Raw genomic sequence first — 23020 nt, forward strand, 5'->3', positions numbered from 1 at the left:
CCGACTTCTCTGCTTTCTCTGACGCCTTCCTGGACGACTTCGTCTTCCTCATGAATTTCAGACCCCGCAAATGCCTTGACTGGCGCGCTCCCTTTGAAATCTTCTTTGGCTCTTTGTTGCACTTGACTTGACAATTCGCAAATCTCTTTTTAACGGCTTTGGGATTGCTGAAAAGGGAGTTGCTTTGCTGCAAGCGTTCAGCTCTATGGAGCAATTCAGGCAGGAATTGGCGGACTGGCCTGGAGTATTACAGCAACCGCCGCATCAAGACAAAACGGAAGGACTTGCCGCCTGATCTTCACAGGCAGCAAGTCCTTTCGGTTGCTTGAACAATTTTCCCGCTGAACGATTGTTTCACTTTTGGGGGTACTTCAGACCGCTGGGAACCATTTTTTCTGTCAGAAGAAGAGGGCGGACAGCAGGAAGCTGGCAACGCTCCAGATCAGCAGAGCGGTCAGGATGGCCCCTACGGTCTTCCAGAAGGTCATGGGGCTGGCGATCCGCCCCGCCCAGGTCCGGGACCGCTCCTGTGTGAGGTCCACGGCGGCGGCCTCTTGGATGGCCTCCGGGGTCCATACCGACTTGTCCCGCACCGCTTTGCAGGTGCATACCCGGCGGAGGGCGTCGTTCAGGTCCCAGATCTGACGGAAGGCGAGGCCCTGGACCACCACGGCGGGGGTCTTCTCCGTGAGGGCCTGGGCCTCCTCCTGGGTCAGGGTGAGGTGCTTGTGGAGGAGGGCGGCGGTCTTGCCGGGGTCGGGGCCGGGGTCCTCCAGAATGAGGGCGTACCGGACGGGGAGGTCGGCGGCCCGGAGAGGATATCCGCAGTGGATACAGGCGGCGGCCAGGTCGGAGACCTCCTTGCCGCACTCGGGACAGTGAATGAGGGCCATGGGCTCACGTCCTTTCTTTGTTTCTCTGGAAATGGCGCCCGATCAGCAGATAATAGAGGGCGCCGCCGGACAAATAGGCAGGGAAGTCGCACCAGTCAAAGACGGCGGAGGGCTTGAGCAAAGGGGCGAAGCATTCCCACACTCCGCCGCAGAGGAGGAGAAAGGGAAAGAGGTGGGCAGGGCGGTGGAGGCGATAAGACAAGCCGGAGCGGGCCAGCAGCAGGTTGGCAAAGCCCAGAATGAAGAAGCCGGCCAGAATATCGTATCCGTACCAGGCCAGAAAGCGGCTGAGAGGTCCGGTGGGGCCGGACAGAAGGGCCTTGCCCAGAAGATAGAGGAGGGCGGGGAGGACCGCCGCCAGGGCATAGGCGGCGGTTTCCCGGGCGCTTACAGGATGGACAGCAGCAGGACGGCGGCGAAGATGCCCACGATGACCGCCGCCACCGTCCCGCCAAAACCCAGGCCGTGCTTCTCCTCCTCCGGATCGACGGGGAGGGGGGTCTCTTGGGCGGAAAGAAGGCCCTCGTCTGTCTCTCCCCGGTCCCGGACCAGCTTGACCACGGCGTTGGGTTGGAAGCGGCGGGCCAGCTCCACGGCCTCCTCGTAGGTCATGTCCCGACGGAGCAGGGCGGGGAGGTGGTCCACCAGGTCCTTGGCCGCATTGTGGTCGTCGATCAGAAGTTCCAGCTGGACTGTGTGGACGATGCCGGCGTAATCTTGGTTGAGGCTGAGCAACACCAGAGCAAAACGCTCCTCCTGGGCCCTGTTTAGGGGATAACCGCAGTGGATGCAGACGGCGGCCTGGTCGGAGACCTCCTTGCCGCACTCGGGGCAGTGGATGAGGGCCATGGATCTTCCTCCTTTACTGTTTGTTTTCGGTCCCATCATATCATAGATCGCCTGAACCGCGCAAGATGTGACACAAAAAGGGAAAAAAGTTGGGACAGCCGCCCGGCGGGGCGGGACTTGACACCAACCGGCGGGAATGATAATATACTAGAGACATAGGAGAAACCGGCGCAAGGAACGGAAGGAGTAGCGCGGGGGAGCATACCGGAAAGAGAGAGACCGTCACCGGCTGAAAGCGGTCTTACGGCAGTCCCGCGTGAAGTGCATCCGGGAGCGCGGGGGCGTAATGCCCCACGGCCAGGCCCCGTTACCGGCCCGCGAGCGAGAAACGAGAGTGGAACCGCGTGCGTGGATGAACGGCGCCTCTCATGCCTTCGGGCATGAGGGGCGTTTTTGCGTCTGGCCCAAACCCACACAGAACGGGAGGTACCCCATGTTCAAACGACTTTCAGAGACCCTGGGCGCCTATCAGGCCCGGGACCCGGCGGCCCGGAGCAAGCTGGAGATCCTGCTCCTTTACCCCGGCGTTCACGCCATCCTCTTCCACCGGGTGTCCCACTGGCTCTACCGCCACAGGTTATTTTTCCTGGCCCGGCTCAATTCCCAGCTGGCCCGGCACCTCACCGGCATTGAGATCCACCCCGGCGCTCAGATCGGCCGCCGCTTCGTCATCGACCACGGTATGGGCATCGTCATCGGCGAGACCACCGAGATCGGGGACGACTGCCTCATCTACCACGGGGTCACCCTGGGCGGCACCGGCAAGGACCACGGCAAGCGCCATCCCACCCTGGGCAACAACGTAATGGTGTCCGCCGGAGCCAAGGTGCTGGGCCCCTTCAAGGTGGGGGACGGCGCCCGCATCGCCGCCAACGCCGTGGTCCTCACCGAGATCCCACCGGAGGCCACCGCCGTGGGTGTCCCCGCCCGGGTGGTCCGCATCGCCGGGGAGAAGGTGGACTTCGCCTCCAGCGTGGACCAGATCCACGTCACCGACCCGGTGCAGAAGGAGCTCCAGGCCATCTCCTCCCGGCTGGAGTGGCTGGAAAACTATATCGACGAACAACATAGAATGGAAAACAGATAAGGAGTCAGAGTACAATGAAGCTGTATAATTCCGCGTCCCACACCCGGGAGGACTTCGTCCCCCACACCCCCGGCAAGGTGAGTATGTATACCTGCGGCCCCACCGTCTACCACTTCGCCCACATCGGAAACCTGCGCAGCTACCTCATGGAGGACGTGCTGGAGAAGTTCCTTCGCTACGACGGCTACGACGTCACCCGGGTCATGAACATCACTGACGTGGGTCATCTGGCCTCCGACGCCGACACCGGCGAGGACAAGATGCTCAAGGGGGCCCAGCGGGAGCACAAGTCCGTCATGGAGATCGCCAAATTCTACACCGATGCCTTCTTCGCTGACTGCAAAAAGCTCAACATCAAGTACCCCGATGTGGTCCAGCCCGCCACCGGCATGATCGACGACTATATCAAGGTCATTACCCGGCTCATGGAGACGGGCTACGCCTACTTCGCCGGGGGCAACGTCTACTTCGACACCTCCAAGCTGGAGCACTACTATGTCTTCAACGACCACGATGAGGAGGACCTGGTGGTGGGCGTCCGGGAGGGCGTGGAGGCCGACGAGAACAAGCGCAACAAGACCGACTTCGTCCTCTGGTTCACCAAGAGCAAGTTCGAGGACCAGGCTTTGAAGTGGGATTCCCCATGGGGCGTGGGCTATCCCGGCTGGCACATCGAGTGCTCCTGCATCTCCATGAAGTACCTGGGCGAGTACCTGGATATTCACTGCGGCGGCGTGGACAACGCCTTCCCCCACCACACCAACGAGATCGCCCAGTCTGAGGCATATCTGGGCCATCCCTGGTGCAAATACTGGGTCCACATCGCCCACCTGGACACCGCCGGCGGCAAGATGAGCAAGTCCAAGGGTGAGTTCACCACCGTCTCCACCTTGGAGGAAAAGGGCTACGACCCCCTGGTCTACCGCCTGTTCTGCCTCCAGTCACACTACCGGAAGGCCCTGGTCTTCTCCTACGAGAACCTGGACAATGCCAAGGCCGCCTACGAAAAGCTGGTAAACCGCGTGGCTGCCCTCAAGACGGAGGGAGCCGCCGACGAGGCGGCCATGGCCAAGTACGACGACGCCTTTAAGGAGGCCCTGGGCAACGACCTCAACACCTCCCTGGCCGTCACCCGGCTCTATGACGTCCTTAAGGCCAAGGACCTGAGCGACGCTGACAAGCTGGCTCTGGTGGGTAAATTTGACCAGGTGCTGGGCCTGGATCTCCTCCAAAAGGCAGAGGTCAGGCGGGCCGAACAGGCCAAGGCCACCACCACCGCCTCTGCCAACGGCTACACCGTCACCGGCGAGGGAGACGCTGAGATCGACGCTCTGGTCCTCCGCCGGGGCGAGGCCAAGAAGGCCAAGAACTTTGCCGAGGCCGACGCCATCCGTGACGAGTTGAAGTCCAGGGGCATCGAGGTCACCGACGTGCCCGGCGGCGCGGTGTGGAAACGTATCTGACCCACTTTTCTTTGAAAAGAAAAGTAGGCAAAAGAAACTTTCATTTTTTCTGAGCGGAAAGGCAGGTAAAAGAAACAAAGGAGGCTGGGTACCGTTTTTCGGTACCAGCCTCCTTTTTCAGGAGTGGGAGCCGCCGCCCATCAGCCGGGCGGCATGGCTGCGCAGGTCGGAAAGGGTGTTGATCTGCTTCATCCGCCCGCTGAGCCGGCTCTGGATGTCCTCGGGCAGGGACTGAAAGTAGGCGTCGGCCCGGGGGTCGTGGCGGCAGAGGGCGTAGAGATCGGCATGATCCCGCCGCATGGGGCATCACCTCGCCCCTAGCTTGCCCCGTCCGTACGGGCGCAACGCAGAAAGATCCTTCCAGCCCTGCCGCTGAAAGGCGCGACTTTTCGGGACGCACAGTTGTTTTCCGTGGGGAGCTATATTATAATAAATAAAATCTTGCTGATTGAACGCGCCTTGCCTGGGCCTCTGCGCCAGGATCCCGGCGCCTGAAATACAAGGAGGAGAGGCCGGGATGGCACAGCAGCAAAACGATTTTTCAAAGGGGAGCATCCCCAGGACCATTCTGACCCTGGCCGCCCCCATGACCCTGGCTCAGCTCATCAACGTCCTTTACAGCGTGGTGGACCGGATGTACCTGGGCCGTCTGCCCGGGCACCTGGCCCTCACCGGACTGGGGCTCACCATGCCCATCATCTCCATTCTCATGGGCTTTGCCAACCTCTGCGGCATGGGCGGCGCACCCCTGTGCTCCATCTATCGGGGCAGGGGAGAGAACGAGGAAGCTGAGTATGTGATGGGGAACTCCTTTACGCTGCTCCTCATCCTCGGCGGACTGGCCACGCTGGTGTGTCTCCTCATCAAACGGCCCATGCTCTACCTCTTCGGCGCCAGCGACGCCACTTTCCCCTATGCCGACGCCTACCTCACCATCTACCTCATGGGGACCATCTTTGTCATGATCAGTCTGGGGCTCAATCCCTTCATCAACTCCCAGGGCTTTGCAAAGACAGGCATGATGACGGTGGGACTGGGTGCGGTGGTCAACATCGTGCTGGACCCGGTTTTTATTTTCGCTCTGGACATGGGAGTCCGGGGGGCGGCGCTGGCCACCATTCTGGCACAGGGCTGCTCGGCGGCTTGGGTCCTCCGGTTCCTCACCGGAAAAAGGGCCATCCTCCGCCTGCGGCTGAGCCGGATGTCCCTCGCGGCCCGGAGGGTGAAGAAGATCCTCTCTCTGGGATTGGCCGGCTTCTTCGTCAATCTCACCAACAGCCTGGTCCAGGTGGTGTGCAACGCCACGCTGGAGACCTGGGGCGGCGACCTCTATGTGGGGGTCATGACCATTGTGAACTCCATCCGGGAGGTGGTGAGCATGCCCCTCACCGGTGTGTCCAACGGCGCTCAGCCGGTATTGGGCTTCAACTACGGCGGCGGGGAGTACCGCCGGGTCCGCCAGGGCATCCGCTTCACCGCCGCGGTGGTGGTGGCCTACTCGGTGGCCGCCTGGGCGGTCATCATGCTCTTCCCGGAGCTGCTCATCCGGCTCTTTACGACGGAGGCGGAGCTGGTTGCCATCGGCGTGCCGGCGCTGCGGACCTATTTTGCCCTGTTCATGTTCATGTCCCTCCAGATGGCCGGCCAGTCTATTTTCACCGCGCTGGGACGGGCCAAAAACGCCATCTTTTTCTCCCTCCTCCGCAAGGCGTTTATCAACGCGCCCCTCACGCTGCTGCTGCCGCTCTGGCTGGGGACCAGCGGCGTCTTTGTGGCGGAGGCGGTCTCACAGCTTCTGGGCGGACTGGCCTGTTTTACCACGATGTACTTCGTGGTCTACCGGCCCATGGGCCGGTTGGAAATGGCCGGGCGTCAAAACTGAAGGGCGAATGTGGCTGTCCACACCGTGGGCAGCCACATTTTTCTATTCAGTTACGAGAATGTGCATGTGTTCCAGGATTCGACATGCAGGCGCAATAGAATTTGCACCTATCTTACTGACTCCCGGTAGGAAAGACTTTTCTCCCGCCGCATAAGATAGGCAACGGAGAGGAGGGAGCGCGTGGAACGGCATTACAGGCTGACGGACGGCGGCAGTCTGACGGTGCGGGCAGACGAATTGCGGGCGGTGGCGGAGGTCAGGAGAGCAGAGGATGGACGAGGGCTTTACAAAGCCTATCTCCGGGGACCCTCTGGGCGGGCCCTGCTGGGGACGCTGGCCCCGGAGGCGGGGGAGCTTCGCATCAGGCGCACCCTCACATTGGACAGCCTGAAGCGCCAGGGGGCCTGGCCGCCAGTGGGCGGCGAGACCGAGCTGGCCTTCCACTTTGCCGCTGCGCCGCCGCAGGGGTGGCGCCGGGTCGACCCAGGCAGCCTGTCCTTCGGAGAGGAGGCGCTGCGGAGCATGGCAGTCCGGCAGGGGGAGACCCTCTGCCGGGCGGAGGGGGCGGGCTTTGCGCTGGCCTATCCCTTCTCCTGCGCCCGGCCCTTTCCCCTGCCCGCCCTCTTCTGCCTGGCCCGGACGGTAGTGCTGGCGGGAGAGCGGTATATTCTCTATCGGTTCGGGGCGGACGGTTGGCCTGTCCCGACGGAGAAGCGGGGGGCGTCCGGTGTTTGTTGACCGCCCGGCGGCGCTGTGTTACACTGTAAGGGCATATCGGCGCTGCGGGGATGCCCTGACGGGGGACCGAAGCGGCGCCGCGCCCACTTTTTAGAGATACGGGAGAAGATCGCTATGACCGACTACTTTCACCTCCATGCGGGCCCCGACGAGATCCGGGCCGTCAGCAGTCTGGGACTGGCCCACCTGGGGGATGGCGTTTTTGAACTGATGGTGCGCTCCTGGCTGGTGCTCCAGGGGAAAGCCACCTCCCGGGGGCTCCACAAGGCCACCGTCCACTTCGTGGCCGCCCCCGCCCAGGCCGCCATGGCCAAAAAACTGGAGGGCGTCCTTACCGAGGAGGAGCAGGACGTGTTCCGCCGGGGGCGGAACACCAGCCCCCACACCGTTCCCAAGGCGGCCAGCCGGGAGGAATACCAGACGGCCACCGCTCTGGAGGCTCTGTTCGGCTACCTCTACCTCCAGGGACGGACCGACCGGCTCAACGAGCTCTTTACCCGGATGATGGAGGAGTGATGCGGAATGGCACTGGACGCGATCTGCCTGGGGGCGGTGCTGGAAGAGCTCCGGCCTGTGCTGGAGGGGGGACGGATCGATAAGATCTATCAACCCAGCCGGGATGAGGTCATTCTGGCCGTCCGGGGGGCGGGGGAGAATGTGAAGCTCCTCCTCTCGGCCAGCCCCAACGGCCCTCGGCTCCACCTGACCAAGGAGGTCCGGGAGAACCCGGCCCAGCCCCCCATGTTCTGCATGCTCCTGCGCAAGCACCTCACCGGCGCCCGTTTCCTCCGGCTGGAGCAGCCGGAGCTGGAGCGCATCGTGCTGCTGCGGCTGGAATCCACCGACGAGCTGGGGGACAAGGTCCTCCGCACGCTGGTGCTGGAGGCCATGGGCCGCCGGGCCAACCTCATCCTTCTGGACGGGGAGGACCGCATCCTCGACTGTGTCCGCCGGGTGGAGGGGGACATAGCCGCCGGACAGCGGGGCGTCATGCCCGGTCTGCTCTATCGGCTCCCCGACCCCAGGCCGGGGCTGCCCCCGCTGCTGGAGCGGGAGCTGGACTTCCGCTCCAACGGCGTGAGCCGGGGCGAGGGTCTGGAGGAGAAGCTGGAACGGCTGAACGAGGCCGTGGGATCTGGGGGCTTCGTGCCCTACGGCCTGGTGCGGGAGGGCAAGCTGGTGGATTTCACCTTCCTTCCCGTTCTCCAGTACGGGCCGGACACCGAGCTCAGGCGCTATGAGCGATTTTCAACGCTGCTGGATGACTTTTACGCCGCCCGGGCCACGGCGGAGAAGGTGGGCCAGCGAGGGGCCGACCTCCAGAAGGCGGTGACCAGAGCCCGGGACCGGGTGGCCCGCCGGGTGGCCCAACAGGAGCTGGAGCGGGAGGCCACAAAGGACCGGGAGCGGAAGCGGGAGCTGGGAGATATCCTCACCTCCAACCTCTACGCGCTCCAGAAGGGCATGAAGACGGTCCGCCTTGCGGACTACTACGACCCGGAGGGCCGGGAGGTGGATATCCCTCTGGACCCCCTCCTCACCCCGCAGCAGAATGCCGCCAGGTATTATAAGGAGTACAACAAGGCCAAGACTGCCGAGGTGGTCCTGGGGGAGCAGATCGAGAAGGGCCGGGGGGAGCTGGAGTATCTGGACAGCGTGCTGGAGGCCGTCGCCCTGGCCGAGGGGGAGCGGGACCTGGCGGAGATCCGTCAGGAGCTCACCGATACCGGATACCTCCGCCGGGGCGCCAAGGCGGCCAAGCGGATGAAGTCGGCGGCCAGACCGATGGAGTTCCGTTCCACCGCCGGGCTGCGGATCTCCGTGGGGAAGAACAACACCCAAAACGACCTCCTCACCGCCAAGCAGGCGGGCAAGGGAGATCTGTGGCTCCACACCCAGAAGATCCACGGCTCCCATGTGATTTTGTGGACCGAGGGGCGGACCCCGGACGCCGGGAGCATCGAGGAGGCCGCCCGGCTGGCGGCCTGGTTCTCCCAGGCCCGGGACGGGAAAAAGGTGCCGGTGGACTACACCCCGGTGAAATATGTGAAGAAGCCGGCCGGCGCCAAGCCGGGCATGGTGGTCTATACGACCTACCAGACCGCCTATGTGGACCCGGATGGGGAGCTGGCCAAACGGCTGCGGATCAAATAAGAAAAAGCAGGAGGCATATAAAATATGAAATGGGTCTGTTGGGAATGTGGACACGAAAATGAGTATCATCTTCTCAAGGCGGTGCAGGACAAGTGCCCCAAGTGCGGAGCTGAGCTGAAGATCAGCCGGGCCCCTCTGGCCGTCTCCGGCAACATCGCGGGGTTCCTGCTGATGTTCGGCGGGGTGTTCTGGGGCTACGACAATCTGGTGGATAAGGTCATGAGTTTTACCACCTATGGCATCCTTGCGGTGCTCTTTGCCTTTGCGGTGGGACTGGGCATGGTGCTGCTGGGGCTCTCCCTCTACAACCGGGCGGCCAGGGACAACCGGGAGGGGGCGCGGCTCTGATGGAGACCTGCCACATCCTGGTGGTGGAGGACGACCAGGACATCAACCGCCTCCTCTGCCGCATCCTCACAGACGGCGGATATGACGTCCGCCCTGCCTTTTCCGGCAGCGAGGCGGTGTTGTGGGCGGAGCAGTATGACTACGACCTGGTGCTGCTGGACCTGATGCTGCCCGGAGTCACCGGGGAGGAGTTCATCGCCCGGATGCGGAAGAAGCGGACCATGCCCATTATCGTCCTCTCGGCCAAGACGGGGCTGGAGGACCGGGTGAACGTGCTGCGGCTGGGGGCTGACGATTTCATCCCAAAGCCCTTCGACAACGCCGAGGTCCTGGCCCGGGTGGAAGCCCAGCTCCGGCGGTACAAGCAGTTTTCCACGCCGGGCGGGAGCCAGGTGCTCCGCTGCGGAGACCTGGAGCTGGACCGGGAGGCCATCCGGGTGACCGCCGGCGGGCGGGAAGTCACCCTCACCGCCCGGGAGTTTGAGATCCTCGCTCTCCTCATGTCCCACCCGCGGAAGGTTTTTACCCGGGAGCAGCTCTATGAGAGCGCCTGGGGCGGGGAGTACATGGGGGACGACAACACGGTCAACGTCCACATCTCCAACCTGCGCGCCAAGCTGGCCAAGGTCTCCGACCGGGAGTATATCAAGACGGTGTGGGGCATCGGCTTCAAAATGAATGTGGAGTAGCGCAGCGGTCTCTTTATCTTTTCTTCACCTTTGCTTTAAGGGGGATTATTGCCTTTCTGCTAGAATGATACTATGCTAAAAGGAAAGGCGGATGCCAGATGTCAGAAGCGATCCTGGTGACCCGAGGGCTCACCAAACGATACGGGGCCAAACCGGCGGCGGAGGATATAGAGCTCCGGCTGGAGAAGGGCCAGATCTACGGCCTGGTGGGCCGGAACGGGGCGGGCAAGACAACCATTATCCGCATGCTCACCGCCCAGACCCCGCCCACCTCCGGGGAGATCGAGCTGTTCGGCGAGACCACCGAAAAGGGGCTCTCCGCCGCACGGTCTCGGCTGGGAGCCATGGTGGAGATCCCCAGCTTTTATCCCTATCTCACCGCCGCCGAGAACCTGGAGTACTACCGCCGCCAGCGGGGCATCCCCGGACGGGACTGCGTGGACCGGGTGCTGGCGCAGGTGGGGCTCCGGGAGGCGGGAAAGAAGAAATTCAAGCAGTTCTCCCTGGGCATGAAGCAGCGGCTGGGTCTGGCCCTGGCCCTGATGGACAACCCCGACCTGCTGCTGCTGGACGAGCCCATCAACGGCCTGGACCCGGAGGGCATCGTGGAGTTCCGCAATCTGCTGCTGGAGCTCAACCGCCAGCGGGAGACCACCATTCTCATCTCCAGCCACATCCTCTCGGAGCTCTCCAATGTGGCCACCCACTACGGCTTCCTGGACAAGGGGCATATGCTGGAGCAGATCTCCGCCCAGAAGCTGCGGGAAAAGTGCCGGGCCTGTCTCCAGCTCACGGTGGACGACGCCGCCAGGGCCGCCCTGGCCCTGGAACAGCGGCTGGGCACCCGGGAGTACGAGGTGCTCCCCGGCAATGTGCTCCGGCTCTATGCCTTCCTGGACCGCCCCCAGACGGTCACTGCCGCCCTCATGGAGGAGGGCGTGGCCCTCATCGGGGCGGAGAGTAAGAACGCCAATCTGGAGGACTACTTCCTGCGGCTGATCGGGGGTGGCGGACATGCTTGACTACCTCCGCGCCGAGGGCTACAAGGTCTCCCGCCGGCCCTACCTCTGGATCACCCTTCTGGTGGTGGCGGGGCTGGAGCTGCTTCTGGTCCTGATGTGGGCCTGGTTCAATGGGGACATGATCCACATGACGGTCGCCGACGGCTTGCTCATGCTGCTCTACCTCCTCACCATGGGCTACTATGCCGCCGGGATCACCACAGACATGGTCTTTTCCGACCAGTACAAGCACAATACCTTGAAAAATGAAGTGGCCGCCGGCATCCCTCGCTACCGGATCTATCTGGGTAAGCTCCTGGCCGGGAGCGGGCTCTCCATCGTGGCCTGCGTGGTGCTGCTGGGCTGGTATGCCCTGCTGTGCGCCCTGATGCTGCCGGGGAGCGGTGAGCTCACCGAGGCCCTGGAGACGGTGGGCTTTGCCCTGCTGTGCGCCCTCCCGGTGTGGCTGGGGGCCCAGTCCCTCTATACCATGTGCCTCTTCACCATCCGGGGAAGCGTGGCCGCCACCCTCGTTTCGGTGGGCATCGTCGCCCTGCTGGGACAGGTATTCACCTTCCTCTCCCTCCTGCTGGCCCTCCAGGCGCCCGGCCTTGCGGACCTGCTGTTTAAGCTCCGGGACTTCCTGCTCACCTCGCCCCTGGAGAATATCATGGATGCCATCGGAGACTGGTCCCGGGTGGCCTGGGCCTGGGCCGTGGGCGCGGGCTGGTGCTTTGGGACCACCGTTCTGGGCCTGTGGCAGTTTGGCCGGAAAGAGATCAACTGAGGAGGCGGGACCGTGCTCAATTATCTCAGTGCCGAACTGTGGCGGATGACCAGGCGGCGGGGCGACCTGCTGGCCTGGGGCGTCTTCCTGCTGCTGGTCCTGCTCGTCGGATTGACCTACCGGGGGAGCACCCCCTGGGCGGTCCTGATGGGCTTTGAAAACTTCATGGTGATGGGGCTCTACCTGGCCTTTCCGCTGGCCGAGTGGGCTGGGGGCGGCTCTGAGCGGTCAGGGGGACTGGTCAATGAGGTCGCCTTTGGCCTGCCCCGGGCCCGGATCTATCTGGGCAAGCTCTTTGCCGCCCTGCTGGTGGGCACAGCCCTCTTTCTGCTCACAGCCTTTGTCTTTTTCATGGGAGCCCTCTCCACCGGGACGGTGCTGGCCCAGAGCGGAGAGGAGCGGGCAATGGTGAGCGCCGGGCTTTTGCTGGCCATGCTCCGCTCCCTGCCCCGATATGTGGGCGCGGTCTCCCTGGCCTGTTTCCTGGTCTTTACCCTCCGCCCCGCCGGGGTGGGAGCTGTGCTCTACTACCTCTATATCACCTTGGGGGAACTCGTCCTGTCGGTGTCCAGCTTCTACGGCCTGGGACCGGTGGGAGAACTGGTCAACCGCTTTATGGCGCTGGTGCGGCCCTTCCTGCTCAGCAGCACCTATTACGGACTTGGCAATGTGCCCTCCACACTGTGCAACAGCTGGCTGACGGGGGCGCTCTGGCTGGTCCTCACCACGGGGCTGGGACTCATCCTGTTCCGGCGGAAAGAGATCCGATAGAAGGGGGAAACGTGAGCATGCTCATTCTGGCGGCGGTCCTGGCTCTGGTCTGTCTGGTGCTGGCCCTGCGTCTTTACGCCCTGGAGCGGGACATCCGCATCTGTGCAAGGCAGCTCCGCGCCGGACGGACCAGAGTGTCCATGGCGGCCCCCAACGCCGCGGCGGAGGAGCTGCTCACCGCCATCAACGGCCTGCTGGACCTGCGGGAGCGGGAGGAGGGGGATTACCGGCGGCAGGAGCAGGCCATCCGGCAGCAGATCGCCAATGTCTCCCATGACCTGCGCACCCCCCTCACCTCCATTCTGGGCTACCTCCAGCTGCTGGAGGGGGACGGTCTGACGGTAGAGGAGCGCCGGGAGTACCTGCACATCGTCCAGGGCAGGGCCAGGGCCCTCCAGAGCATGATCGTCAGCTTTTATGACCTCTCCCGGCTGGAGGGGGGCGAGTACCCGCTTGCCCGGGAGCGGGTGGACCTCTACCATGTGCTCAGTCAGCTGGTGGCCGAGTTTTACAATGACTTTGAGGGCTCCGGCTTTGACATGACGGTGGAGCTCCGGGAGGGGCTCCCGGCGGTGACGGCTGATCCGGCGGGTGTGCTGCGGGTCTTCACCAATCTCATCCGCAACGCCCTGGAGCACGGCCGGACGCGCATGTCCATCCTCCTCTATCAGGAGGGGGACGAGGTGGTGTCCATCTTTGCAAACGACGCCCCGGGGCTCACCCCCGAGGATGTGGAGCACGTCTTTGACCGGTTTTATACCGCCGACAAGATGCGTACGGGCCAGTCCACCGGTCTGGGCCTGGCCATTGTGAAGGCTCTGGCGGAGCGGATGGGCCATACCGTCACCGCAGAGCTGGAGGACGGGCTCTTCCAGGTGACGGTGCGCTGGCAGACTATGAAACAGTGACCGCAACATGCAAAAGCGCGCCCCGGGCAATGGCCCGGGGCGCGCTTGTTCTGTTCAGATGGTCCACTCGCTGTGGATGATCCCCACCAGACGGTAGCTGCCGGTGTGGTCCCGGTCGCTGAAGACCAGCTTGAGGGCGCACCAGTCCAGTCCGCCCACCTCCGGGTCCTGCCCCGGGAAATAGTATTCCAGAAAGCGGTCCTCCGGATAGGCGTCCCGGACATTTTCCAGGGAGTTGCCGGAGGAGAGCAGGGCGTCCACGCCGATCATGGGGGCCTGGGTGTAATCGATGTTGAAGACATAGGAGGTAAGATACTCGGGGAGGGTCATCGTGATGGCATCCCCCTTGCCCTGGGTGTAGCCCCACACATATGGAGTGCGGTTCATGCCCGCCTGGGAGAGCTGATCGGGCAGAAAGGTGAGGTCACTGCGGGGGTCCACGGTGGAGTAGGAGGTGAAGGTGACGCCCCGATCCGGGTCCACCAGGGCGGCCAGGGTCTGGAGATCCCCCGCCTTGAGGGCGGCGAGAACGCTGCTGCCCGCCTCCAGAAGGGGGGCGTTGCTGTCCGGGTCAATGGCGGAGGCCTGGGCGGTGAAAAGAACGGCGCTGGGCGCAGCGGAGGCGCTGATAGCGCCGGGGGCCAGAAGGCCGCGGCCGGAGAGCTGGCTGACGTTGAGAAGCAGTCCGGCAGAGGCGCCCAGCAGCAGCGCCAGGACGCACAGGAGGGCGCGTTGTTTCATAACAGTCTTCCTTCCGCCGGCGGTGGAGACCGCCGGGCAATGGGTTGGGGACGTCCGGATGGGCGATGGGCGCGCATTGGTCCCATGTCATGTATCATTATTTTATCGAAATGCAGGAAAAAATGCAATTACAAATGGTTACAACCGGAAAAGACAGATAGATTTCTTGCAAAGGGCCGAAAAAGATGGTAGAATCATGGTATCCTGATGATACTGGAGGCGAGCGGATGCAGCACCATGAGCTTCAATTTCACATCCAATGCAAGGAAGGCGACGTGGGACGATATTGTCTCCTGCCGGGGGACCCCGGCCGTTGCGAGAAGATCGCCGCCTATTTTGACGACCCGGTGAAGGTCCAGTCCAACCGGGAGTATACCATCTATACCGGCACGCTGCTGGGGGAGAAGGTCTCCGTGTGCTCCACCGGCATCGGCGGCCCCTCTGCCGTCATCGCCATGGAGGAGCTCCACGCCATCGGGGCGGACACCTTTATCCGGGTGGGTACCTGCGGCGGCATTGCGCTCCAGGTCCAGAGCGACGATGTAGTCATCGCCACCGGCGCCGTCCGCCACGAGGGGGCCAGCCGGGAATACGCGCCCATCGAGTTCCCTGCGGTGTCCGACTACCGGGTCCAGGAGGCGCTGGTCCAGGCGGCCAAGAACCTGGGCAAGCCCTGGCACGCCGGCGTGGTCCAGTGTAAGGATTCCTTCTATGGCCAGCACGATCCCGCCCGTATGCCGGTGAGCTATGAGCTCCAGGCCAAGTGGGAGGCGTGGAAGCGGCTGGGTGTCCTGGCCTCCGAGATGGAGTCAGCCGCCCTCTTCTGCTGCTCCGCCGCCCTGGGGACCCGCTGCGGCTCCTGCTTCCATGTGATTTGGAACCAGGAGCGGGAGGCCGCCGGTCTGGACCAGAAGGAGAGCCATGACCTCTCCGCCGCCATTGAGGTGGGGATCGAGGCCGTCAAGCTCCTCATTGAACAGGACCGAAAGGGCTGAACCCCTGATCTGACGCGCTGCGCCCGTGGAGGGCGGTCCTATGGACCGCCCTCCACGGGCGCTTTGCTGTCACGCCGTCACCGACTCTGCATGGGGCGCATAGGCTGGGCGGAGGAGGTGGTCCCATGGCGACGATCAGCCTTTGTATGATCGTGAAAAATGAGGAGAAGGTGCTGGGGCGCTGTCTGGACAGTGTGGCGGGGCTGGTGGATGAGATGGTCCTTGTGGACACCGGAAGCACCGATGGGACCAGGGCGCTGGCCCTTTCCTATACCGAGCGGGTCTATGACTTCCCCTGGCGGGATGATTTTGCCGCCGCCCGAAACTATGCCTTTTCCCTGGGTAGGATGGACTATCTCATGTGGCTGGATGCCGACGATGTGCTCCTGCCGGCAGACCGGGAGCAGTTCCTGGACCTCAAGCGGACCCTGCCCCCCGATGTGGATGTGGTGATGATGCCCTACCACAGCGGCCTGGACGGCGAGGGACGCCCGGTTTTCACCTGCTGCCGGGAACGGGTGGTGCGGAACCTGGGCCGGGACCTGTGGGAGGGGGCGGTCCATGAGGTCATTCCCCCCTTTGGCAGGGTGATCTGGTCCACGGCGGCGGTGACCCACCAGAAGGAGGGGCCTGGCGACCCGGACCGCAACCTGCGCATCTATGAGGGCAAGCGGGCACGGGGAGAGGACTTCTCCCCCCGGGAGCGGTTTTACTACGCCCGTGAGCTCCTGGACCACCGGCGGTATGCCGATGCGGCGGTGGAGCTGGAGCGATTCCTGGATCGGGGCGGCGGCTGGGTGGAGGACGAAATTGAGGCATGCCGCCTGCTGTCCCGGTGCCGCCGGGAGCAGGGGGATGGAGCGGGGGCGCTCCAGGCCCTGCTGGACAGCTTTCGCTATGACGATCCCAGGGCGGAGACCTGCTGTGCCCTGGGCGCTTGGTTCCAGGCCCGGGAGGACTGGCGCAGGGCCGCCTTCTGGTATGAGCTGGCCCTCACCCGGGAGCGGGATGACCGGCGCGGCGGTTTTGTCCGGCCTGACTGCTACGGCTTTCTCCCCTGCATCCAGCTGTGCGTGTGCCTGGACCGGCTGGGCCGGAGAGACGAGGCCGCGGCCTGGAACCAGCGGGCCGGACGCTATAAGCCGGAGGACCCGGCCTACCTGTGGAATCTGTCCTATTTCTCCTCTCATATCTGAAAAATCCCCTGTTTCCTACGGGAAGCAGGGGATTTTTCAGATATATGATTGACCGCACAACTATTTTGTGATATTCTGTACGGGCCTGAGCGCCCGGAACAGGGGCGGCGGGGTAAGAGAGAAAGGAGACAGGTGCTGTGGACGAGTCTGTATTTTTGGGACGGAACATCTCCATCGCCTATCGGATGGGCAACCGCTTCTATGACCGGGAGCTGGCCCCCATGGGGATCGGCTGCGGGCAGCAGTTTTTCCTCCTGCGGATCTACGAAAACCGTGGGATCAGCATGTACGACCTGGCCCGGATGGGACTTTTTGATAAGGGCACGGTGACCCGGGCGGTGCAGAAGCTGGAGGAGATGGGCTATGTCCGCTCCGAGGCCGATGTGTGCGACAAGCGTATCCGGCGGCTGTACGCCACCCAGGCGGCTGAGCCAGTGGTTCAAATGGGGTACGACGCCCGGGAGCGGTGGACTGCGCTGCTCACGGAGGGCATGACGCCGGAGGAGGCGGAGATGGCGCGGGGACTGCTGTCCCGCATCGCGGAAAACGCCATCCGGGCGTTGGAGCAGGAGGAGAGAGAACCATGTCATCAGAACGGTTGAGCACAGGCGCGCAGGGCGGGAACCCGCTGGGCTACGAGCCCATCGGCAAGCTGCTGCTGGCCTTTTCCGTACCTTCGGTGATCTCCATGCTGGTCAACTCGGTGTATAACATCGTGGATCAGATCTTCATTGGGCAGGGGGTGGGCGTACTGGGCAACGCCGCCACCACCATCGCCTTCCCGGTGGTCACCATCATGCTGGCCATATCCACCATGATCGGCTCCGGCGGCTGCGCCTATGCCTCCCTGCGGATGGGAGAGGGGGACGACGAGGCCGCCGATCGCACGTTGAACAACCTCTTTGTCCTGTCCATTCTGGCGGGCCTGGTCATGACGGTGCTGGGCCTGGTCTTTCTGGAGCCCATGCTTCGGGCCTTTGGTGCCAAGGATACGGTGATGCCCTACGCCAGGGACTATACTGCCATCATCCTCCTGGGCGCTCCCTTCAGCGTACTGTCGGTCTCCCTGTCCAACATGGTCCGGGCCGACGGCAGCCCCAGGATGTCCATGTACGGCATCATCATCGGCGCTGTCCTCAATACCATTCTGGACCCCATCTACATTTTTGTCTTCCACTGGGGGGTCAAGGGTGCGGCCATCGCCACCATCACCTCGCAGCTCATCTCTTCGGTGATCCTGAGTCTCTATTTCTGGAAGAAGGGCGTCCATATGCGCTTCGACCGGCGGTTCATGGGCCTGCGGGGGGAGCTGTGCGCCAGGATCTGCACCCTGGGCATCTCCTCCGGCATCACCCAGGGCGTGGCCTGCATCATGCAGATCGTGATGAATAACTCCCTCAAGTATTATGGCGACCTGAGCCCGGTGGGCGGTGAGACCGCCCAGGCGGCCATGGGCATCGTTATGAAAATCGCCATGATCCTGGGCTCTGTCTGTGTGGGCATCGGCGTGGGCTCCCAGGCCATCCTGGGCTTCAACCGGGGCGCACGGCACTTCCACCGGGTGCGCAGGACCTATCTCATCGCTGTGGTGGCGGCTACCGTTGCCATCACCGCCGGCTGGGCCGTCTGTCAGCTGGCTCCTGAGCAGATCCTTTCCCTTTTTGGGACGGGAGACCAGAACTTTACCGACTTCGGAGTCCGGTGTATGCGCACCTACATATTCGGCATTTTCTGCGCCGGGTTCCAGATCGTCTCCACCGGCTACTTCCAGGCCACCGGACAGCCCTTGAAGGCGTCGCTGCTATCCATGCTGCGGCAGCTGCTGCTGCTCATCCCCCTCATTCTCATTTTGCCTACCTTCTTCGGACTCACCGGCATCCTTTACGCCGGTCCCATCGCCGACATCAGCTCCGGAGTCATCGTGGCCCTGTTCATCGTCCCGGAGATGTCCAAGCTGAGCCGTCTGACGGCCCAGGAGGACGCCCGGCTCCCGCAGTCGTCATTATAAAAAAGGGTCCCGGTACCTTTGGTGTACCGGGACCCTTTCATGTTTTTTCAGTGACAGCCGGAGCAGTGGGAACAGTTTCCGCTGCATCCGCCGCCCTTTTTCCGGCTTTTTCGGATGGAGCGGACGGCCAGCCCCACGGCCAGGACCACGGCGGCCAGGGCGATCCCTTCTCCAATGGACAGCATAGGCAGCCCTCCTTTCTGTGAACAGATTCAAAATGGAGCGTTACTGCGCAGCGGCCACAGAGCGCAGGCCCCGAACGGCGTGCTCCCCCTGCCAGCCTTTCCGGAACAGCAGATAGAGGAGCCCGGCCAGGGCGGCCAGGGCTGCCACGGTGAAGACGCCAAAGCTGACCTGACCCAGCAGCAGCCCGCCCAACTGGTAGACGATCATGGAGATCACATAGGCGAAGCCGCACATGTAGCCGATGGCGCCCAGGGTCCACTTCCAGTTGTTCATCTCCCGCTTGATGGCGCCCATGGCGGCAAAGCAGGGGGCGCAGAGCAGGTTGAAGATCATGAAGGAGTAGGCGGAGAGGCCGGTGAAGGCGGCGGCGATGGCGGGATAGAGGCCGGAGGCGTCCTCCATGAGGTCGGCTTCGCCGGCGTACTGGAAGGCGATGCCGAAGAAGTTGACCACCTCCTCCTTGGCGATGAGGCCGGTGATGGTGGCGCAGGTGAGCTTCCAGGCGTTCTCACCCACCCAGCCCAGGGGGTAGAAGATCCAGCCGATGGCGCTGCCGATGCCGGCAAGCAGGGAGTGGTTCATGTCCTCCACCGCGCCGAAGGCGCCGTTTTCAAAGCCGTAGCCCATGAGGAACCAGAGGATGATGGAGGAGATGAGGATGACCGTGCCGGCCCGCTTGATGAAGGACCAGCCCCGCTCCCAGGTGCCCCGGAGCACGTTGCCGGCGGAGGGGGCGTGGTAGGCGGGCAGCTCCATGACGAAGGGGGCGGGCTCGCCGGCGAAGGCCCTGAATTTTTTCAGGAGGATGCCGGAGAGGACCACGGCGGCGATACCGATGAAGAAGGCGGAGACGGCTACCAGGGGGGAGCTGCCGAAAATGGCGCCGGCAAAGAGGCCGATGATGGGCATTTTGGCCCCACAGGGGATGAAGCCGGTGGTCATGATGGTGAGCTTGCGGTCCCGGTCCTGTTCAATGGTGCGGGAGGCCATGATGCCGGGGACGCCGCAGCCGGTGGCCACCAGCATGGGGATGAAGCTCTTGCCTGAAAGGCCAAAGCGGCGGAAGATGCGGTCCATAATGAAGGCGATGCGAGCCATGTAGCCCACGTCCTCCAGGATGGCCAGCAGGAAGCTGAGCACCAGGATCTGGGGCACAAAGCCCAGCACGGCCCCCACACCGGCCACGATGCCGTCCTGGATCAGGCCGTAGACCCAGCTGCCCTCGGCCACGCCCAGGGCGGTGAGGACGGAGCCGAACAGGCCGGGCACCAGCTCGCCGAAGAGGACGTCATTGGCCCAGTCGGTGCCCCAGGTGCCGATGCCAATGCCCCAGGGCTCGCCCTGGGCGGCACTGCCGTCAAAGAGGGCGGCGGGGGAGGTACCCATGGCGATGGCGTAAATGAGGAACATGACCACGGCGAAGATGGGCAGGGCAAGGACCCGATGGGTAACAATGCGGTCAATTTTGTCCGAGGTGGAAAGGCCGGCCCGGGACTTCTTCACGCAGCGGGCCATGACCTGGGAAATATAGTTGTAGCGCTCATTGGTGATGATGGACTCGCTGTCGTCGTCCATGGCCGTCTCGCAGTCTTGGATGAGCCCCTCCAACCGGGCGGCGGCGTCGGCGGAGAGGGTGAAGCCCTCCATGACCTTCTCGTCCCGCTCGAAGAGCTTGACGGCGTACCAGCGCAGAGCATTGGAAGGGACCACGTCCTTCACCAGCTGGGAAATGGAACCGAGGACCTCCTCCACTGGCTTGGAGAAGGTGTGCCGGGGGGCGAAGGGCTCCTTGGTCAGGGCCAGGGCGGCGGCCTTTTCGGCGGCGGCCAGGCAGCCCTCACCCCGAATGGCGGCGGTCTCCACCACCGGGCAGCCCAGGGCGGCGGAGAGCTTGGCGGTGTCGATCCTGTCGCCCTGCTTTTTGACCACATCGATCATATTGAGGGCCACCACCACCGGGATGCCTAGCTCCAGCAGCTGGGTGGTAAGGTAGAGGTTGCGCTCAATGTTGGAGGCGTCCACCAGGTTGAGGATGACGTCAGGGTGGTCGTGGATCAGGTAGTTCCGGGCCACCACCTCCTCCAGGGTATAGGGGGAGAGGGAGTAGATGCCGGGCAGGTCCATGACGGAGACGTCCTTACGGCCCTTGAGCCGCCCCTCCTTTTTCTCCACGGTGACGCCCGGCCAGTTGCCCACGAACTGGGCGGAGCCGGTGAGGGCGTTGAACATGGTGGTCTTGCCGCAGTTGGGGTTGCCGGCAAGGGCAATGGTGATAGACATATTGATTGATTCCTCCTCTGCGGGAGCATCCCGCTGACTCTTTCCGTCTTTGAAGGCGGTTGTCTGTTGCTAACTATGTGACAAAAGGGAAGGGCGGTCTCCCGCCCGGGCCAGACTTATTCCACTTCGATACACACAGCGTCGTCCTTGCGGATGGACAGCTCGTATCCGCGGACAGTGATCTCCACCGGGTCCCCCAGCGGGGCCACCTTGCGGACATAGACAGAAGTGCCCTTGGTGATACCCATGTCCATGATGCGGCGGCGCAGGGCCCCTTCGCCGTTAAGCCGGGTGACCTGCACGGTCTGGCCGACCTTGACATTCCTCAAAGTCATGATGCTTCCTCCTCTCTTTCTGTGTCAGACCAGGATACGCCCCGCCATGCTCTTGCTCAGAGCGATGCGGGCGTCCTTTACGCTGACGATCAGGTTTCCGCCCATCTCAGAGATCACGGTCACCTCTCCGCCCTCCACAAAGCCCAGGCTGTTCAGAAAATGGCGGACCTCATCCTTCCCATAGATCTTTTTCACGGTGCTGGTGCAGCCGGAAGGGGTCATAGTAAGCGGCATAATAACGATCACCTCTCATTTGAACCTGTCTGAAGATGTATGCTGCTGATGGTTAGCCATATCTAACCATCTTCCGGCGGTTAGTTTACCATTGCTAACCGCTGATGTCAATCCCCAAAATAAAAAAATACATTTTTTCCAAAAGGGAATTGGCTAGTGGTTGGGAACAGGGAGGGGCGGGACCGGGTCAAAGCCCTTGTACCGGTGTCCGAACTGTGTTACAATGACAAAAAGAGTGACCGGAGTTCTGGAGGTCGGGTCACGGGGCGAGGAGGAGAACCTGATTGAAGATCCAAGAATCGGCGGAGGACTATCTGGAGGCCATTTTGGTCATCCGGGAAAAGAAGGGGATGGTCCGCTCCATTGATGTGGCCCACCACTTGAACTATTCCAAGCCCAGCGTGAGCCGGGCCATGAGCCTGCTGCGGGAAAACGGGTATGTGACCATGGAGAAAGACGGCCTGCTGGAGCTGACCGAGGCCGGTATGGACATTGCCGTCCGGATCTATGAGCGTCATCGCCTTCTCACCGAGTGGCTTACCGCACTGGGTGTGCGCCCGGAGGTGGCGGCTGAGGACGCCTGCCGCATCGAACATGACATCAGTGAGGAGACCTTTGCCCGCTTGAAGGAGCATATCGGACCCATGGTGCAGCAGTAGATCCAATCTGTCGGTCCGGGCCGCCAAATTGAGGCTGATCCCGTCTGCTGGGTTCCGGCAGACGGGATTTTCTCATTTTCTCTTGACAGGGCGGGGGAGTCGTGGTATTCTCTTGTCAGTTAGTGATTGCTAACCAGAGAGAACGGGGCGTTGGCCCTGTCTCTTTTTCTACAATAGTTAGCTTTGACTAACTAATGGCGAAAGGAGAAGACCTGACTATGGAACGGACCTTGGACCAGATCCTGGCCTATCACTGTGCCCCCGTGCTGACCGGCCTGAAGCCGGCCAATCTCGTGGCCCTCTCCCAGGCGGAATTCCCCGATCTGGAGGGGCAACTGGAGGGTTATCGCCGGCTTTTTGCCCGGTGTGGCGTGGCATTTCGCACCATGTGTGGCTGTGGCCAGAACAGGCTGCTGCTCCTCTACCGGCCAACGAAACTGGAGCGGGCCCTCCGGGCGCCGCTGGCGGCGGTACTGCTGGAGCGGGACGGATACGGACCGGGAGATGGGCTGGAGACCATGCTGGACCGGCTGGGTCACAGGCTTCGGACCCAGGCCGAGTTCCCCCATGAGATCGGCTTGTTTCTGGGCTATCCGCCGGAGGATGTGGCGGGGTTCCAGCGCCACCGGGGCCGGGACTGCAAGCTGTGCGGCTACTGGAAGGTCTATTCCGATGTGGACCGGGCCAAGGCGCTCTTTCGGCGGTATGACCGGTGCCGGGACCGGCTGTGTGCCCAGCTGGCCGAAGGGAGGTCCCTGGCGCAGGTCCTCCAGGCGGCATGAGCCGCCGCAGAGTGTGAAAACCACTGACTTATAT

The 23020-nt window shown here is 63.0% G+C and carries 27 protein-coding genes; 19 read left to right on the top strand and 8 right to left on the bottom strand.

Features of this window, described 5'->3' with window-relative positions:
• Window positions 1–127: 127 nt before the first annotated feature.
• The gene (locus Q0Y09_RS08750) at window positions 128–295 is read left to right on the top strand and encodes a hypothetical protein (protein WP_297720511.1); all 168 of its coding nucleotides are present in this window, start codon (window positions 128–130) and stop codon (window positions 293–295) included.
• Between the two features lie 103 nt (window positions 296–398).
• Here the strand turns inward: Q0Y09_RS08750 and Q0Y09_RS08755 are convergent, their stop codons facing one another.
• Together Q0Y09_RS08755 and Q0Y09_RS08760 are read right to left on the bottom strand one after the other, a co-directional pair.
• Entirely contained in the window at window positions 399–893 is a 495-nt protein-coding gene (locus Q0Y09_RS08755) for a zinc ribbon domain-containing protein (protein WP_297720513.1), read from the bottom strand.
• A 387-nt stretch (window positions 894–1280) separates the two neighbouring features.
• Window positions 1281–1742 (bottom strand): zinc ribbon domain-containing protein, encoded by a 462-nt coding sequence (locus Q0Y09_RS08760; protein ID WP_297720516.1) that lies wholly within the window; start codon window positions 1740–1742, stop codon window positions 1281–1283.
• 433 nt (window positions 1743–2175) lie between these two features.
• Here Q0Y09_RS08760 and epsC point away from each other — a divergent pair, with 433 nt between their 5' ends.
• Both epsC and cysS read left to right on the top strand, forming a co-directional pair.
• Window positions 2176–2829: a serine O-acetyltransferase EpsC gene (epsC, locus tag Q0Y09_RS08765; protein WP_297720519.1), complete on the top strand. Its 654-nt coding sequence runs from the start codon at window positions 2176–2178 to the stop codon at window positions 2827–2829.
• Window positions 2830–2843: 14 nt separating this feature from the next.
• Entirely contained in the window at window positions 2844–4292 is a 1449-nt protein-coding gene (cysS, locus tag Q0Y09_RS08770) for a cysteine--tRNA ligase (RefSeq protein WP_297720521.1), read from the top strand.
• Between the two features lie 117 nt (window positions 4293–4409).
• On the opposite strand, the gene Q0Y09_RS08775 is transcribed toward cysS, so the two are convergent.
• A complete protein-coding gene (locus tag Q0Y09_RS08775; protein ID WP_297720524.1) occupies window positions 4410–4592 on the bottom strand; it encodes a hypothetical protein in 183 nt (60 codons plus the stop codon).
• Between the two features lie 217 nt (window positions 4593–4809).
• Between Q0Y09_RS08775 and Q0Y09_RS08780 the strand changes: the two genes are divergently transcribed.
• From Q0Y09_RS08780 to Q0Y09_RS08825, 10 genes are all read left to right on the top strand, one after another.
• The gene (locus Q0Y09_RS08780; protein ID WP_297720527.1) at window positions 4810–6174 is read left to right on the top strand and encodes an MATE family efflux transporter; all 1365 of its coding nucleotides are present in this window, start codon (window positions 4810–4812) and stop codon (window positions 6172–6174) included.
• Window positions 6175–6354: 180 nt separating this feature from the next.
• The gene (locus Q0Y09_RS08785) at window positions 6355–6912 is read left to right on the top strand and encodes a hypothetical protein (protein WP_297720530.1); all 558 of its coding nucleotides are present in this window, start codon (window positions 6355–6357) and stop codon (window positions 6910–6912) included.
• A gap of 114 nt (window positions 6913–7026) precedes the next feature.
• Window positions 7027–7428 (top strand): ribonuclease III domain-containing protein, encoded by a 402-nt coding sequence (locus Q0Y09_RS08790; protein ID WP_297720532.1) that lies wholly within the window; start codon window positions 7027–7029, stop codon window positions 7426–7428.
• A gap of 6 nt (window positions 7429–7434) precedes the next feature.
• A complete protein-coding gene (locus Q0Y09_RS08795; RefSeq protein ID WP_297720535.1) occupies window positions 7435–9066 on the top strand; it encodes an NFACT family protein in 1632 nt (543 codons plus the stop codon).
• Between the two features lie 24 nt (window positions 9067–9090).
• The gene (locus Q0Y09_RS08800) at window positions 9091–9414 is read left to right on the top strand and encodes a hypothetical protein (protein ID WP_297720537.1); all 324 of its coding nucleotides are present in this window, start codon (window positions 9091–9093) and stop codon (window positions 9412–9414) included.
• Window positions 9414–10103, top strand: a complete 690-nt coding sequence (locus Q0Y09_RS08805; RefSeq protein WP_297720540.1) for a response regulator transcription factor — start codon at window positions 9414–9416, stop codon at window positions 10101–10103. Before Q0Y09_RS08800 ends, Q0Y09_RS08805 begins: the two co-directional genes overlap by 1 nt.
• Window positions 10104–10201: 98 nt before the next feature.
• On the top strand, window positions 10202–11125 hold the full coding sequence (locus Q0Y09_RS08810; RefSeq protein WP_297720543.1) for an ABC transporter ATP-binding protein: 924 nt from the start codon (window positions 10202–10204) through the stop codon (window positions 11123–11125).
• Window positions 11118–11891 (top strand): ABC transporter permease, encoded by a 774-nt coding sequence (locus Q0Y09_RS08815; RefSeq protein WP_297720545.1) that lies wholly within the window; start codon window positions 11118–11120, stop codon window positions 11889–11891. The genes Q0Y09_RS08810 and Q0Y09_RS08815 overlap by 8 nt, the downstream gene beginning before the upstream one ends.
• A gap of 12 nt (window positions 11892–11903) precedes the next feature.
• Complete coding sequence (locus Q0Y09_RS08820) at window positions 11904–12662, top strand: hypothetical protein (protein ID WP_297720547.1); 759 nt, start codon at window positions 11904–11906, stop codon at window positions 12660–12662.
• Between the two features lie 17 nt (window positions 12663–12679).
• Complete coding sequence (locus Q0Y09_RS08825; protein WP_297720597.1) at window positions 12680–13570, top strand: HAMP domain-containing sensor histidine kinase; 891 nt, start codon at window positions 12680–12682, stop codon at window positions 13568–13570.
• A gap of 54 nt (window positions 13571–13624) precedes the next feature.
• On the opposite strand, the gene Q0Y09_RS08830 is transcribed toward Q0Y09_RS08825, so the two are convergent.
• Window positions 13625–14311 carry a hypothetical protein gene (locus Q0Y09_RS08830; protein ID WP_297720550.1) on the bottom strand — a complete coding sequence of 229 codons (687 nt, stop codon included), beginning with the start codon at window positions 14309–14311 and terminating at the stop codon, window positions 13625–13627.
• 227 nt (window positions 14312–14538) lie between these two features.
• Here Q0Y09_RS08830 and udp point away from each other — a divergent pair, with 227 nt between their 5' ends.
• The 4 genes from udp (at window position 14539) to Q0Y09_RS08850 (ending at window position 18510) form a co-directional block, all read left to right on the top strand.
• Window positions 14539–15306 carry a uridine phosphorylase gene (gene udp / locus Q0Y09_RS08835; protein WP_297720552.1) on the top strand — a complete coding sequence of 256 codons (768 nt, stop codon included), beginning with the start codon at window positions 14539–14541 and terminating at the stop codon, window positions 15304–15306.
• A 125-nt stretch (window positions 15307–15431) separates the two neighbouring features.
• Entirely contained in the window at window positions 15432–16502 is a 1071-nt protein-coding gene (locus Q0Y09_RS08840; RefSeq protein ID WP_297720555.1) for a glycosyltransferase, read from the top strand.
• 137 nt (window positions 16503–16639) lie between these two features.
• A complete protein-coding gene (locus tag Q0Y09_RS08845; RefSeq protein ID WP_297720558.1) occupies window positions 16640–17104 on the top strand; it encodes a MarR family winged helix-turn-helix transcriptional regulator in 465 nt (154 codons plus the stop codon).
• A complete protein-coding gene (locus tag Q0Y09_RS08850) occupies window positions 17086–18510 on the top strand; it encodes an MATE family efflux transporter (RefSeq protein ID WP_297720560.1) in 1425 nt (474 codons plus the stop codon). The genes Q0Y09_RS08845 and Q0Y09_RS08850 overlap by 19 nt, the downstream gene beginning before the upstream one ends.
• A 47-nt stretch (window positions 18511–18557) precedes the next feature.
• Here Q0Y09_RS08850 and Q0Y09_RS08855 read toward each other — a convergent pair whose 3' ends face one another.
• From Q0Y09_RS08855 to Q0Y09_RS08870, 4 genes are all read right to left on the bottom strand, one after another.
• Window positions 18558–18695, bottom strand: coding sequence for a FeoB-associated Cys-rich membrane protein (locus Q0Y09_RS08855; RefSeq protein WP_297720563.1), 138 nt, complete (start codon window positions 18693–18695; stop codon window positions 18558–18560).
• 40 nt (window positions 18696–18735) lie between these two features.
• On the bottom strand, window positions 18736–20976 hold the full coding sequence (feoB, locus tag Q0Y09_RS08860; RefSeq protein ID WP_297720566.1) for a ferrous iron transport protein B: 2241 nt from the start codon (window positions 20974–20976) through the stop codon (window positions 18736–18738).
• 116 nt (window positions 20977–21092) lie between these two features.
• On the bottom strand, window positions 21093–21311 hold the full coding sequence (locus tag Q0Y09_RS08865; protein WP_297720569.1) for a ferrous iron transport protein A: 219 nt from the start codon (window positions 21309–21311) through the stop codon (window positions 21093–21095).
• A gap of 24 nt (window positions 21312–21335) precedes the next feature.
• Entirely contained in the window at window positions 21336–21545 is a 210-nt protein-coding gene (locus Q0Y09_RS08870; protein WP_297720572.1) for a FeoA family protein, read from the bottom strand.
• Window positions 21546–21829: 284 nt separating this feature from the next.
• Between Q0Y09_RS08870 and Q0Y09_RS08875 the strand changes: the two genes are divergently transcribed.
• Both Q0Y09_RS08875 and Q0Y09_RS08880 read left to right on the top strand, forming a co-directional pair.
• On the top strand, window positions 21830–22204 hold the full coding sequence (locus Q0Y09_RS08875; RefSeq protein ID WP_297720575.1) for a metal-dependent transcriptional regulator: 375 nt from the start codon (window positions 21830–21832) through the stop codon (window positions 22202–22204).
• 218 nt (window positions 22205–22422) lie between these two features.
• Window positions 22423–22986 carry a DUF3793 family protein gene (locus Q0Y09_RS08880; protein WP_297720577.1) on the top strand — a complete coding sequence of 188 codons (564 nt, stop codon included), beginning with the start codon at window positions 22423–22425 and terminating at the stop codon, window positions 22984–22986.
• The last annotated feature ends 34 nt before the right edge of the window (window positions 22987–23020 follow it).

Source organism: Intestinimonas sp., assembly GCF_026169115.1.
Taxonomy (GTDB): Bacteria; Bacillota; Clostridia; order Oscillospirales; family Oscillospiraceae; genus Intestinimonas.

What these genes read in the sequence shown, in the direction of transcription:
- cysS (WP_297720521.1), top strand. Translation starts at nt 2,844, where the DNA reads ATGAAGCTGTATAATTCCGCGTCCCACACCCGGGAGGACTTCGTCCCC.
- feoB (WP_297720566.1), bottom strand. Translation starts at nt 20,976, where the DNA reads ATGTCTATCACCATTGCCCTTGCCGGCAACCCCAACTGCGGCAAGACC.
- Q0Y09_RS08880 (WP_297720577.1), top strand. Translation starts at nt 22,423, where the DNA reads ATGGAACGGACCTTGGACCAGATCCTGGCCTATCACTGTGCCCCCGTG.
- Q0Y09_RS08780 (WP_297720527.1), top strand. Translation starts at nt 4,810, where the DNA reads ATGGCACAGCAGCAAAACGATTTTTCAAAGGGGAGCATCCCCAGGACC.
- Q0Y09_RS08795 (WP_297720535.1), top strand. Translation starts at nt 7,435, where the DNA reads ATGGCACTGGACGCGATCTGCCTGGGGGCGGTGCTGGAAGAGCTCCGG.
- epsC (WP_297720519.1), top strand. Translation starts at nt 2,176, where the DNA reads ATGTTCAAACGACTTTCAGAGACCCTGGGCGCCTATCAGGCCCGGGAC.
- Q0Y09_RS08870 (WP_297720572.1), bottom strand. Translation starts at nt 21,545, where the DNA reads ATGCCGCTTACTATGACCCCTTCCGGCTGCACCAGCACCGTGAAAAAG.
- Q0Y09_RS08760 (WP_297720516.1), bottom strand. Translation starts at nt 1,742, where the DNA reads ATGGCCCTCATCCACTGCCCCGAGTGCGGCAAGGAGGTCTCCGACCAG.
- Q0Y09_RS08800 (WP_297720537.1), top strand. Translation starts at nt 9,091, where the DNA reads ATGAAATGGGTCTGTTGGGAATGTGGACACGAAAATGAGTATCATCTT.
- Q0Y09_RS08775 (WP_297720524.1), bottom strand. Translation starts at nt 4,592, where the DNA reads ATGCGGCGGGATCATGCCGATCTCTACGCCCTCTGCCGCCACGACCCC.
- Q0Y09_RS08865 (WP_297720569.1), bottom strand. Translation starts at nt 21,311, where the DNA reads ATGACTTTGAGGAATGTCAAGGTCGGCCAGACCGTGCAGGTCACCCGG.
- Q0Y09_RS08840 (WP_297720555.1), top strand. Translation starts at nt 15,432, where the DNA reads ATGGCGACGATCAGCCTTTGTATGATCGTGAAAAATGAGGAGAAGGTG.
- Q0Y09_RS08755 (WP_297720513.1), bottom strand. Translation starts at nt 893, where the DNA reads ATGGCCCTCATTCACTGTCCCGAGTGCGGCAAGGAGGTCTCCGACCTG.
- Q0Y09_RS08815 (WP_297720545.1), top strand. Translation starts at nt 11,118, where the DNA reads ATGCTTGACTACCTCCGCGCCGAGGGCTACAAGGTCTCCCGCCGGCCC.
- Q0Y09_RS08850 (WP_297720560.1), top strand. Translation starts at nt 17,086, where the DNA reads ATGTCATCAGAACGGTTGAGCACAGGCGCGCAGGGCGGGAACCCGCTG.
- udp (WP_297720552.1), top strand. Translation starts at nt 14,539, where the DNA reads ATGCAGCACCATGAGCTTCAATTTCACATCCAATGCAAGGAAGGCGAC.
- Q0Y09_RS08805 (WP_297720540.1), top strand. Translation starts at nt 9,414, where the DNA reads ATGGAGACCTGCCACATCCTGGTGGTGGAGGACGACCAGGACATCAAC.
- Q0Y09_RS08855 (WP_297720563.1), bottom strand. Translation starts at nt 18,695, where the DNA reads ATGCTGTCCATTGGAGAAGGGATCGCCCTGGCCGCCGTGGTCCTGGCC.
- Q0Y09_RS08810 (WP_297720543.1), top strand. Translation starts at nt 10,202, where the DNA reads ATGTCAGAAGCGATCCTGGTGACCCGAGGGCTCACCAAACGATACGGG.
- Q0Y09_RS08825 (WP_297720597.1), top strand. Translation starts at nt 12,680, where the DNA reads ATGCTCATTCTGGCGGCGGTCCTGGCTCTGGTCTGTCTGGTGCTGGCC.
- Q0Y09_RS08830 (WP_297720550.1), bottom strand. Translation starts at nt 14,311, where the DNA reads ATGAAACAACGCGCCCTCCTGTGCGTCCTGGCGCTGCTGCTGGGCGCC.
- Q0Y09_RS08790 (WP_297720532.1), top strand. Translation starts at nt 7,027, where the DNA reads ATGACCGACTACTTTCACCTCCATGCGGGCCCCGACGAGATCCGGGCC.